The organism is Agromyces salentinus (assembly GCF_009749395.1).
In the GTDB taxonomy this organism is placed as follows: domain Bacteria; phylum Actinomycetota; class Actinomycetes; order Actinomycetales; family Microbacteriaceae; genus Agromyces; species Agromyces salentinus.
This window is the reverse complement of sequence record NZ_WBIR01000001.1, coordinates 552988-565250: the sequence shown is the minus strand read 5'-3', so window position 1 is coordinate 565250 and position 12263 is coordinate 552988. Positions and strand designations below refer to the sequence as shown.

General features: G+C 70.0%; 7 protein-coding genes. 5 read left to right on the top strand and 2 right to left on the bottom strand.

Annotation, left to right across the window (positions count from 1 at the left end; all coding sequences use genetic code 11):
* Window positions 1-93: 93 nt before the first annotated feature.
* Window positions 94-783, top strand: coding sequence for a 50S ribosomal protein L1 (gene rplA, locus GQQ95_RS02650; RefSeq protein ID WP_157426056.1), 690 nt, complete (start codon window positions 94-96; stop codon window positions 781-783).
* Between the two features lie 172 nt (window positions 784-955).
* Complete coding sequence (locus GQQ95_RS02645; RefSeq protein WP_157426055.1) at window positions 956-1327, top strand: iron chaperone; 372 nt, start codon at window positions 956-958, stop codon at window positions 1325-1327.
* Here the strand turns inward: GQQ95_RS02645 and GQQ95_RS02640 are convergent.
* Entirely contained in the window at window positions 1324-2007 is a 684-nt protein-coding gene (locus tag GQQ95_RS02640; protein ID WP_212275223.1) for an HAD family hydrolase, read from the bottom strand. The genes GQQ95_RS02645 and GQQ95_RS02640 overlap by 4 nt on opposite strands.
* A 286-nt stretch (window positions 2008-2293) precedes the next feature.
* Entirely contained in the window at window positions 2294-3658 is a 1365-nt protein-coding gene (locus GQQ95_RS02635; protein WP_157426054.1) for an NAD-dependent succinate-semialdehyde dehydrogenase, read from the bottom strand.
* A 195-nt stretch (window positions 3659-3853) separates the two neighbouring features.
* On the opposite strand from GQQ95_RS02635, the gene GQQ95_RS02630 reads away from it, so the two are divergent.
* From GQQ95_RS02630 to GQQ95_RS02620, 3 genes are all read left to right on the top strand, one after another.
* Window positions 3854-5053, top strand: a complete 1200-nt coding sequence (locus GQQ95_RS02630; protein WP_157426053.1) for a CaiB/BaiF CoA transferase family protein — start codon at window positions 3854-3856, stop codon at window positions 5051-5053.
* Window positions 5050-6249, top strand: coding sequence for an acyl-CoA dehydrogenase family protein (locus GQQ95_RS02625; protein ID WP_425482541.1), 1200 nt, complete (start codon window positions 5050-5052; stop codon window positions 6247-6249). The genes GQQ95_RS02630 and GQQ95_RS02625 overlap by 4 nt, the downstream gene beginning before the upstream one ends.
* A 309-nt stretch (window positions 6250-6558) precedes the next feature.
* Complete coding sequence (locus GQQ95_RS02620; protein WP_157426052.1) at window positions 6559-12228, top strand: LamG-like jellyroll fold domain-containing protein; 5670 nt, start codon at window positions 6559-6561, stop codon at window positions 12226-12228.
* Window positions 12229-12263: the final 35 nt, after the last annotated feature.

The window sequence follows — 12263 nt, the reverse complement described above, 5'->3', positions numbered from 1 at the left end:
ACGGATGCCGCGCGGCATCCGACACCACAGAATTCCTCACTCGTGGCAGCGCCCGCCAGGCGCGATGACCACACTCTCTCAAGGAGAACCAACATGGCACAGAAGTCCAAGGCCTACCGGGCCGCGGCCGAGAAGATCGAGGCCGACAAGTTCTACACCCCGACCGACGCCGTCGCGCTCGCGAAGGAGACCGGTTCGGCGAAGTTCGACTCGACCATCGAGGTCGCGCTGAAGCTCGGCGTCGACCCCCGCAAGGCCGACCAGATGGTGCGCGGCACCGTCATCCTCCCGCACGGCACCGGCAAGACCGCCCGCGTCATCGTGTTCGCGACCGGCCCCGCTGCCGAGGCCGCGATCGCGGCCGGCGCTGACGAGGTCGGCGGCGCCGAGCTCATCGAGAAGGTCGCCGGCGGCTACACGTCCTTCGATGCAGCCGTCTCGACGCCCGAGCTCATGGGCCAGGTCGGTCGTCTCGGAAAGGTCCTCGGCCCGCGCGGCCTCATGCCGAACCCGAAGACCGGCACCGTGACCCCGAACGTCGGCCAGGCCGTCTCCGACATCAAGGGCGGCAAGATCGAGTTCCGCGTCGACAAGCACGCCAACGTGCACTTCGTCGTCGGCAAGGCGTCGTTCTCGCTCGAGCAGCTCGACGAGAACGTGAAGGCCGCCCTCGAAGAGGTCGTCCGTCTCAAGCCGTCCAGCTCCAAGGGCCGCTACATCCAGAAGGGCGCCGTGTCGACCACGTTCGGCCCCGGCATCCCGCTGGACGTCAACGCCATCTGAGCACCTCGGTGATCGGGCCGCGCTGAGCGCATTCCGTGATCCACGAAGGGCCCGCCGGTTCGCCGGCGGGCCCTTCGTCGTCCGCCGATCCGGCGAACCGTGCTCCGCAGCCGCGAACGGTACCCCCGGGTGGGTGGTGGCAGGCGCGCGCACGCGGTGGGATGATGCCCCCATGGGACTCATCGACACGCACCTCGCGAGCGTCGCAGAGGGCAATCGCGCGGCACTCGCCCGCGTGTACGACGTCGCGCGTGCGGTCGACCCCGATGCCACTGAGGGGGAGAGCTACGGCATGGCCGCGCTCCTGCACCGCGGCAAGGGCTACGTGGCCGCGCTCGAGGCGAAGTCGCATCTCGGGCTCTACCCGTTCAGCGGCAGCGTGTTCGCCTCCCTCGCCGACGAGCTCACCGACTTCGACTGGACGCCGGGCGCCCTCAAGTTCCGTGCCGACCACGAGATCCCCGAGCCCCTGCTGCGGCGCATCCTCGAGGTGCGCATCGCCCAGATCGACGAGCAGCTCGACCGGCGGGGCAAGAAGCGCTAGCCGCGTTCGTCGAGGAGCCCCGGCAGTTCGGCCATGCTCGTGAAGACGTGTGCAGCGCCCGCCGCCCGGAGCGCCTCGGGGCTCGTGGAGGCGAACCCGCCGGGGGCGTACGCGAAGACGGTCGCCCCGGCTGCCACTCCCGCGGTCACCCCGGCCACCGTGTCCTCGACGACCGCGCAGCCGCGGGGGTCGAGGCCGAGCCCAGCGGCAGCGGCGAGGTAGACGTCGGGGGCGGGCTTGCTCCGCGCGGTCTCCATGCCGCTGTAGACGTGCTCTCCGAACGTGCCGAGCAGGCCGACCTTCGTCAGCTGCAGCTCGATCTTCGCGCGATCCGCGCCCGACGCGCAGGCGACGCGGCCCGCGAAGTCCGCGGCGACGGCGGTGACCGCGTCGACCGCGCCGTCGATCGGTTCGAGGTCGGCCGCCAGTGCGGCGTTGCGGCGCGCCCGGAACTCCAGCAGCCAGCGTTGGTCGGGACGGATCCCCGTGTGCGCCTCGATCACGTCGAACTCGTCGCTCAGGGCACGGCCGATGAATCGCTCGACGCACTCCTCGGCGCTGATCTGCCACCCGAGTTCGTGCAGCATGGTCCGCAGCACGCCGTTCGTGATGCGCTCGGAGTCGACGAGCACGCCGTCGCAGTCGAAGAGGACGGCCTGGAACCGCTTGAGGATGGGCACCCGGTCGACGTTACCCGGAAGGCGGCGCGGCACCGCGACGGCGGCCGCGTCGCGGTGCTTCTCGACACGCCGGACGCCATCGTCGAACGGTCACGTTCTGCTGCCTCGGCGTCACTGATGACCGCAGATCGTGACCGCTCGCGGCCAGAGCTCCGCGTGTCGCACCGCGGACGCCGGCAGCGCGGACGGTCGGGCAGCGCAGATGACGGATGCCCCGGGCCGCCGACGTGGATCGGGAGCCCGGGGCATCCGCTCGCTCTCGCGAGCCGTGAGGCCTTCGAGATGATCAGCCGATGCGGATCATCTTCTTGTTGACGAACTCGTCGGCGCCGAAGCGGCCGAGCTCGCGGCCCGAGCCCGAGCGCTTGATGCCGCCGAAGGGCAGCTCGGCGCCGTCGGCGGCGACGACGTTCACGAAGACCATGCCGGCCTCGATGCGGTCGGCCACGCGCAGCGCCTGCTCCTGGTCGGTCGTGAACACGTAGGAGCCGAGACCGAAGGGCGTGTCGTTCGCGAGGTCGACGGCGGCCTCTTCGTCGGCGACCTTGAACACCTGCGCCACGGGGCCGAAGAACTCCTCGCGGAAGGCGTCGGACTCGGGCCCCACGTCGGTGAGGATCGTCGCCGAGTAGTAGTTGCCGTTGCGGGCGCCGCCCGAGTGCAGCGTCGCGCCCTGCGAGACGGCGCGCTCGACCTGCTCGGCGAGCCCGTCGGCGGCCTTGGCCGACGAGAGCGGTCCGAGCGCGGTGCCCTCCTTGGCGGGGTCGCCCTCTTCAACGGCGTTCATCGCGGCGGTGAACTTCTCGAGGAAGGGCTCGTAGAGGTCCTCGACGACGATGAAGCGCTTGGCCGCGTTGCAGGCCTGGCCGTTGTTGTCGACGCGCGCGAGCACGGCCGCCTCGACGGTCGCGTCGAGGTCGTCGGTCGAGAGCAGGATGAACGGGTCGGACCCGCCGAGCTCCAGCACGACCTTCTTGAGGTGACGTCCGGCGATCTCGGCGACGGCGGCGCCCGCCCGCTCGGAGCCGGTGAGCGAGACGCCCTGCACCCGAGGGTCGGCGATGACGGTCTCGATCTGGTCGTGCGACGCGTAGATGTTGACGTAGGCGCCCTCGGGGAACCCGGCGTCGCGGAAGATCCGCTCCATCGCGGCAGCCGACTCGGGGCACTGCTCGGCGTGCTTGAGCAGGATGGTGTTGCCGATGATGAGGTTCGGGCCGGCGAAGCGGGCCACCTGGTAGTACGGGAAGTTCCACGGCATGATGCCGAGCAGCGGGCCGAGCGACGAGCGGCGGATGAGGGCCGAGCCCTCGCCGTCGAGCAGCGTGATCTGCTCGTCGGCCAGCAGCGACTCGGCGTTGTCGGCGTAGTACTCGTAGATCGCCGCGGCGAACTCGACCTCGCCGACCGCCTGCTCGATGGGCTTGCCCATCTCGCGCACGATGATCTCGCCGAGTTCCTGCGCCCGCTCGGTGTGGAGTTCGGCGACGCGGCGGATGAGCGCGGCACGCTCGGCCACCGTGGTGCTCCTCGACCACGTGCGGTGCGCCTCGGTGGCGGAGGCGATGGCGGCCTGCAGGCCCTCCTCGGTGATCGTCGGGTATGTGTTGATCGTCTCCCCGGTCGCCGGGTTGACCACTGCGTAGCTCATTGGGCTCCTTCTCGACGGTGCACGAATCGCTCGCGCCGGTCGGCGCCGACGCACACCTGATGCAAGCTTAAGCCTCGTACCCGGGGCCCGGATATCGACGTCGAGTCTGTTCTCGGCGCTCCGATCGACAACGCGTACACCCGCCGATGCGGCCGCCGTCGGTATCGTGGCGTGCATCGAACCGAGGAGGGCCGGATGCCGCGGGGACCGCTGGACGGCGTGCGGGTCGCCGACTTCTCGCGCGTGCTCGCCGGTCCGTACGCGACCATGATGCTCGCCGACTTCGGCGCCGACGTCCTGAAGGTCGAGCCGCCGACCGGTGACGACACGCGGCACTGGACGCCGCCGGTCGACGCGAGCGGCCAGGCCACCTACTTCGGCAGCGTCAACCGCAACAAGCGGTCGATCGCGCTGGACCTCGCGGATGCCGCGGGAGTGGCCGAGGCCCGGCGGCTCGTCGCCTCCGCTGACGTCGTGATCGAGAACTTCCGTCCAGGGGTCATGGCGAGGTTCGGCCTCGCGTACGAGGATGTCGCAGCGGTGAACCCCGGCGTCGTCTACTGCTCGATCACGGGCTTCGGCTCGGGGCCGGGGGCGGCCCTCGCGGGGTACGACCTGCTCGTGCAGGCCGTCGGTGGGCTCATGTCGATCACGGGCGAGCCCGACGGCGCCCCGGCCAAGGCGGGGGTCGCGCTCGTCGACGTGCTCACCGGGCAGAACGCGTTCGCCGGCATCCTGCTCGCGCTCCGCGAGCGCGACCGCACGGGGCGAGGGCAGCTCGTGGAGCTCGACCTGCTCGGCAGTCTCCTCTCGGCGCTCACGAACCAGGCGGGCTCGACGCTCGCGACCGGCACGCCGCCCCGACGGCTCGGCAACGCGCATCCGAGCATCGCCCCGTACGCCGTCTTCACCGCCGAGGACCGAGCGCTCGTCATCGCCGTCGGCAACGACCGGCAGTTCCGGGCGCTGGCCGGGGTGCTCGGGGAAGCCGGCCTCGCCGACGATCGGCGGTTCGCGACGAACGCCTCGCGCGTCGAGCACCGTGCCGAGTTGACGGCCGTCATCGAGCAGCGACTGGCCGCGGCATCCGCCGGGCAGTGGATCGAGCAGCTCGCCGCCGCCGGTGTGCCCGCGGGCCTCGTGAACGACATCGGCGAGGCGATCGCGTTCGCCGAGTCGCTCGGGCTCGAGCCGGTGGTGGAGACGCGGCGCGATGCGCCAGACGCGCACGCCGGCCGGTCGATCGCCAACCCGATCCACCTCGCCGAGACGCCCGCCGCCTATCGCACGCCGCCGCCGTCGCTCGACGAGCACGCGGGCGCCGACTGGCATCCGCTCGACGACCCGCTCGACCCGCTCGACCCGCTCGACCCTTCGGAAGGACCCCGCGCATGACCGTCATCGCCCCCCGCATCGACACCGTGTTCGACCTCGACGCCCTCCTCACCGACGAGGAGCGCGAGTGGCAGCAGCGGGCGCGCACCGTCGCGCAGGAGCGCATCCTGCCGATCATCGAGGACGACTTCGAGCAGAAGCACTTCCGCCGCGAGCTCGTGAAGGTCATGGGCGACGCCGGATTCCTCGGCATGCACCTGCAGGGCTACGGGTGCGCCGGTGCGGGCGCCGTAGCGTACGGGCTCGTCTGCCTCGAGCTCGAGGCCGCCGACAGCGGCTGGCGCACGTTCGTGTCGGTGCAGGGATCGCTCGCGATGAGCGCCATCCACAAGTACGGCTCGGAGGAGCAGAAGCAGCGCTGGCTGCCCGGCATGGCCGCGGGCGACCTGATCGGATGCTTCGCGCTGACCGAGCCCCAGGGCGGCAGCGACCCCGCCGCGATGATCACGGTGGCTCGGCGCGAGGGCGACGAGTGGATCATCGACGGGGCGAAGCGGTGGATCGGCCTCGCGTCGCTCGCCGACGTGGCCGTCGTGTGGGCGCGTGTCGACGACGCGTCAGGGGCGTACGGCGCGGGAGCGAGCGCCGTGCGCGGCTTCCTCGTGCCCACCACGACGGCCGGGTTCACCGCCACGCCCATCGACGGCAAGCTCTCGATGCGCGCCTCGGTGCAGTGCGACCTCGACCTCGACGGCGTGCGCGTGCCGGCCGACGCGATGCTGCCCGGGGCATCCGGTCTCTCCGGACCCTTCGGCTGCCTCAACGAGGCGCGGTACGGCATCGTCTGGGGAGCGATGGGCGCCGCGCGCTCGTGCCTCGAGGCCGCGCTCGAGCGCTCGATGACGCGCGAGGTGTTCGGCAGGCCGATCGGCGCGAACCAGCTGACGCAGGCCAAGCTCGCCGACATGTTCGTCGAGGTCGAGAAGGGCGTGCTGCTCGCGCTGCACCTCGGCCGGCTGAAGGAGCGCGGCGCGCTCACCCCGGCCCAGATCTCGGTCGGCAAGCTGAACAGCGTGCGCGAGGCGCTCGAGATCGCCCACCAGGCCAGGTCGATACTCGCCGGCGACGGCATCACGAACGCGTTCCCCGTCATGCGGCACGCCGCGAACCTCGAGTCGGTTCGCACCTACGAGGGCACCGACGAGATCCACCAGCTCGTGCTCGGGCGGGCGCTCACGGGCATCGCGGCGTTCTGACGCGGGCTTGCGCTGCGTGGGCAGCGCGCCTCGAGACCACGACCCGGGGGATCTCGCCGACGGGTCGAGGCGAACCGGGATGGACTCGTCGCGCCGTGAAGCTGCTCGAGGCCGTCGCCGGGCGAAGCTGCCACCGGGGCGGAGCTGGTGCGGCCGAGAAGCCACGGGGTCGGTCTGGCGCACCGACCGTTCCGTGAGTTACGATCGCCAAGCGCTCAGTGTTACCGGGAACAATCTGGTGGAAGCACCGCCTGGCCCGTGACGATCCGACGCACCCCCTGTATTCCCTGACATCGAGGAGGATGTCCCGTGAACGATCCCAACCGAGCGGCCACCCGGTCCCGCAGCCGGAGACTCCGCGGTCTCGGGACCATCGTCGCCGCGTGGGCCCTCGTGCTCGGCCTCGCCGCTCCCGCGGCGCACGCCGAGACCGACGCGATCGCGAAGTTCACCTTCGACGAGCAACCGACCGGGGGTGCGTTCACCTCGGGCGAGGTTCGCGCGACGGTCCGGGGCGATGCCTCGCTCGTCGCCGGCAAGGAGGGCCAGGGCACCGCGGCCCGGATCGGCGCCGGGTTCTGGCTCGACCTCGCGAAGACCGACGGTTCGCCGGTGCTGCAGGGGCTCGATGCCGCCACGTTCTCGTACGACCGCAAGCCCGAGGGCGGCAACCAGGGCTGGACGGTCTTCGCCTCGCGTTCGGCGAGCCCGAACGTCTTCGAGAACGAGACCTACCTCGGCGTCATCGACACCGCATCGGCCATCACCGTCGAGCGCTACGACAATGCGGGGTTCCGCAACGTCGACGGCAACATGACGGCCGCCGCGAGCCGGGCCGACTGGACGCACGTGGACCTCGTCGTCGACGGCGCCACCGCGAAGCTCTACGTCGACCACGTGCTCGTCGGTGAGAACACGACGGGGCGGACGCTCAGCGGCATCCTTGGCGCCACCGGTGGAGTGCTGCAGATCGGCAAGGCCAACTGGGGCGCCGGCGAGTACTTCACCGGGCTCATCGACAACCTGACGATCACCCCGCGTGCGCTCAGCGCCGACGAACTGCGCCCGCCGAGCGAGGTGCTCGCGCAGCAGGACGCCGACGGCATCGAGATCGTGAACGCCGACGACCTCCGCGGCAACTTCTCCCTGCCGCTCACGGGGGCGCAGGGTTCCACCATCGGGTGGGAGATCACGAGCGGCGGCGAGTTCGCGACACTCCAGGCCGGTGTCAACGACACCACGCAGCGCGTCATCGTCACCCGTCCCGCCGCCGGCGACGCCGCCGCGACGGTCGGGCTGCATGCGACGGTCACCAACGACGGCGCGACGGCGACGAAGGACGTCACGGTGTCGATCACGCCGAGGCCCGCCGACGCAGGCGATCCCGAGGCGTACGTCTGGGCCTTCTTCACCGGGGAGGGCGTCGGCGGTGAGAAGATCAGCCTCGCCGCCTCGAAGGGCAACAACGCGCTCGACTGGTACACCCTGAACCAGGGCGAGCCGCTGTTCACCTCCACGCTCGGCGAGAAGGGCCTGCGGGATCCGTTCATCATCCGCTCCCACGACGGTGACACGTTCTACATGCTCGCCACCGACCTCAAGATCTCCGGTCGCCCCGGCAACGGGTTCATGACGTCGCAGGTCAACGGCTCGCTCGGCATCGAGGTCTGGGAGTCGACGGACCTCGTCGACTGGACGGCGCAGCGCCACGCCGTCGTGAACACCCCGCTCGCGGGGAACACCTGGGCCCCCGAGGCCTACTGGGACGACGAGCTGGGCACGTACGTCGTGTACTGGGCGTCGAACCTCTACGACACCGAGAATGCGGCCGCGCGCCCCGGCGACCCGAACTACAACCGCATGATGTACGTCACGACCGACGACTTCGTCAGCTTCTCCGAGCCGCAGGTCTGGATCGACGTCGACCGCCGGGGCCAAGCCGGCTCGGGATCGATCGACGTCTCGGTGCAGAAGGTCGGCGACGAGTACGTGCGCGTCTACAAGGACGAGAACACGATGTCGCTGCGTCAGGAGAAGTCGAGCGACCTGCTCGCGACCGTCGGCGGGTCCGGGGTGAAGGACTACTCCTCGACGGTCGGCGCGACGACCGGCTGGTCGCAGATGGGCACCGGCATCGGCAACGGCAGCGACAACGGCTATGGCGGCACCTTCACCGGTGGCGAGGGTCCCTCGCTGTTCAAGGCGAACCCGGGAGACGTGAACGGCTACCAGTACTACCTGTTCGCGGATCAGCCGAGCTACCACGACGGCCCGAACCACTACGTGCCGATGGCGACCGACGACATCATGGACGCCTCCCGGTGGGAGGTCATCGGCGACGAGATGCCGAAGGCCCGCTTCCCCTCGAACTCCGACGGCGGCATGCCCCGTCACGGCACGATCCTCCCCGTCACGAAGGCGGAGCAGCAGGCCCTGCTCGCCGCCTACGCCGGCGACATCGAGGTCGAGTCGTTCGAACCCCTCGCCGCGGAGACGATGGCGGGCGTCACGCCTGACCTGCCGGAGACGGTGACCCTGCACATGAAGAGCGGCGAGACCAAGCAGGTCGGCACGATCTGGAACGACGTGCCGGCCGGGGACTACGCCGAGGCGGGCACGAGCTTCGTCGTGAAGGGCGTCGCGAAGGACGCGTCGCGCTTCCCGATCGAGGTGACCGTGACCGTCACCGAGAAGGCGCAGGCCGTCGACGGCCTGCTGGCCGACTACGCGTTCACGCAGACGACGGGCTCGACCGTGCCCAACGTGGGCGGCAACGCGGGGCCCGCGCGGGTGCAGAACCAGGACGACGCCCAGTGGACGGGCAACTCGCTGCAGCTCACGGGCGGCGCGAAGGGCGGCCCGGGCAACTGGGTCCGGCTGCCCAACGACCTGCTCACCGGAGCGGATGCGGCGACCGTCACCACCGAGGTGAAGATCGACCCGTCGATGAAGCACCTGCACAACTTCCTCTGGAACATCGGTGCGGAGAACGACCAGGCCCACTACTTCTTCGTCGGCCTGCGCGATGACGAGGTGTTCCCGCCCCGCGCCGACATCAGGAACGGCAGCGCGGAGGCGATCGCGGCCACGAGCGGCGACATCGACTTCGACCGGTGGACGTCGGTCACGACGACCATCGACGGGGCGACCGACGAACTGCTCCTGTACTTCGACGGCGAACTGGTGGCGAAAGCCGCGACGACGCTCGAACCGAAGGACATCGCCGACCAGACGATGAACACCATCGGCAAGTCGCCGTGGCCCGACCCGCTGTTCCAGGGTGAGATCGCCACCTTCCGGGTGTACGACCGGGCGATGGACGCCGACGAGGTGCGCGAGATCAGCGACCGGGATGCGCTGCTGCACGACGACGAGCTCCAGGCCGTCGCCCAGGCGAAGGTCGACGGGCTGACCGTGCCCGAGGGGGAGATCGACAGCGACTACGTCGCCCTCCCGACGGCGGGCGGCAGCGTCGCCTGGGCGTCGAGCGAGCCCTCCGTGATCGACGCCGACGGCACGGTCACCCAGCCCGACGCAGGCGCGGAGCCCGTCGCCGTCGAATTGACGGCGAGCTACACCTTCCGCGGTCTCACCGCCGAGCGGAAGACCATGGTCACGGTGCTGCCCACGAGCGCCACCGCCGAGGAGCAGGCGGAGACGGCGGCCGAGCGCTACGTGATCCCGCCGCTGCTGCGTTCGGGCACCAAGCTGCCCGCGGCGCCGAAGGGCATCATCGTCACCCCCGTCTCCGCGACCGGTGGCGCATCCCTCGACGACGGCGCGCTCGTGCTCGACGGCAGCACGGCGGCCGATGCCGAGGTGACGGTCACGGTCGCACGGGACTCCGCGCCGCAGACCACCGTCGACAAGACCTTCACCGTTCGGGTGCTGCCTGCGTCGGGGGCGCGGGACATCGCGGGGTACCACCGCACGCCGACGAGCGAGTTCGAAGCGAACAACGCCGACGTCGCGCTCAGCATGCACCTCGCGGTGCGGAGCGACCCGTCGTCAGCCGCGGACGAGTGGACGCCGCTCAACGAGAACTACGGCGTGTTCTTCCCGAAGACCTCCGAAGCCGTTCCCAAGACCGGGCCGAATCCGAACACCTACACCCGCAGCCTCACCGATCCCGCAGTGTTCCAGCTGCGCGGTGACGAGGGCTATGGCGTGGTGAGCACGCGAGTGCGGCGCGGTGGCGCCGACGACGGCACGCAGGCGAACCAGGTGCTCGTGGCGACCACGACAGACCTGCTCGACTACACCGAACTGGGCCTGCTCACGCTCGACGAGGCCGGAGGGGTCAACGTTCCGACCGCCGTGTACGACGCGTCGAGCGACGCCTACGTCGTGTCGTGGACGACGGACTCGGGCGCAGGCCGGCACCAGGTCTTCAGCGACCTCGCGGCGGCCGTGGCCGGCGCAGGCGGGGGAGCCGGCGGCGAGTCTGCGTCAGGCCGGGCCACCGGTTCGCACCGCGTGACCGACCTCGAGATCGAGGACTTCGCATCGGGCACCGTGCTGACCATTGCCGAGCGCGTCGCAGACCGGCTCGAGAATCGCCTCGGACGGATCACGAACACGGGGTACCAGGAGTTCGAAGACCTGACCGTGGTCAAGAAGACGCCGATCGATGAGCTCGGGCTGCCGGAGCAGGTGACGCTCGACTACTCCGACGGCTCGATCGCGAAGCTGCCGATCTCCGACTGGGATCTCAGCGACCTCAACCTGAAGAAGCCGGGCACGTACACGGTCACGGGCACGGTCAAGCAGACGACGTACCCGAAGCCGTTCGCGGTGGAGCGCGCCGACCCCTCGGCGTTCACGTACGACTGGAACGGTCAGACGAAGTACCTGATGATCGCGACGAACGACCTGAACGAGCGACATGTCGACCAGTACGGCAACGCGTTCATGCCGGTCAGGATCGGAGACACGCTCACCGAGCTCGCCGACGCTGCGCAGCCCGACCCGAACGATCCGCAGGCGGATGAGATCCATCTGCTGAAGAAGGGCGACCTCGACGCGCAGGGGAAGGCGATGACCGGCTGCTTCTGGGCGCCTGAGTTCCAGGTGATCGGTGGCAAGCTGTCGATCCTGTTCATGCCCTGCTACGACAAGAACGGCGCGCCGGACTACATCACGGGTCGCGCGTCGATCATGCAACTGCAGCAGGATGAGGCCGGCGACGACCTCGACCCCGCCGATCCGGCGAACTGGTCGAAGCCCGAGTGGGTCCTCCGCGCCGACGGGACCACCAACCTGAACACGGATGTGCCGGCGAGCAACCAGATCTCGCTCGACATGACCTACTTCGAGGATGCGGCGGGGCAGTCGTACTACGCCTGGCAGTCGAACTGCTCGACGTACATCGCGACCCTCGACCCCGCGCACCCGAACCGCGTGACGAGTGATCCCGTGCGGATCGTCTCTCCGGAGTACGCCTGGGACAACTCCTGCGCCGAGGGTCCGAACGTGCTCTCGCGCGATGGGAAGCTGCTCATGACGTATGCGGGCTCGCAGGTGGGCTACACCTACGCCACGGGACTCGCGGTCGCGCCGGCCTCTGGGGCGGACCTCCTCGATCCCGCATCCTGGAAGAAGCTCAACTACCCGCTGCTGAAGTCGGGCGAGTTCGAGGGCGAGTGGCAGCTCGGCACCGGGCACGGCATGTGGTCGGAGGACGAGGACGGCAACATCGTCCACGTCTTCCACGCGAAGACCGACGCGGGCTTCGGCGAGTACACGGTCGGGCGCGACATGTTCGTTCGTCGGGTCCACTTCGATGCCGAGGGAATCCCGGTGCTCGACATGGAGTCCTCGGAAGAGCTCGCATCGCCGACGGTCACGATGCGGGTCATCGTGAGGGCGTCAGCGAACGCGTGCACTCCACATGTCGGGAAGCCCGTGCTCCCCGACGTGCTTCAGGGCCTCCCGTTCGACGTGGGGAACGGATGGGACTGCCCGGGCAAGAAGCATTAGGGACGACGGGGCGAGACGACGAAGGGCGCCCCGGC

Coding starts and splice junctions, on each gene's coding strand:
- rplA (WP_157426056.1), top strand. CDS start 94: ATGGCACAGAAGTCCAAGGCCTACCGGGCCGCGGCCGAGAAGATCGAG.
- GQQ95_RS02645 (WP_157426055.1), top strand. CDS start 956: ATGGGACTCATCGACACGCACCTCGCGAGCGTCGCAGAGGGCAATCGC.
- GQQ95_RS02635 (WP_157426054.1), bottom strand. CDS start 3,658: ATGAGCTACGCAGTGGTCAACCCGGCGACCGGGGAGACGATCAACACA.
- GQQ95_RS02630 (WP_157426053.1), top strand. CDS start 3,854: ATGCCGCGGGGACCGCTGGACGGCGTGCGGGTCGCCGACTTCTCGCGC.
- GQQ95_RS02625 (WP_425482541.1), top strand. CDS start 5,050: ATGACCGTCATCGCCCCCCGCATCGACACCGTGTTCGACCTCGACGCC.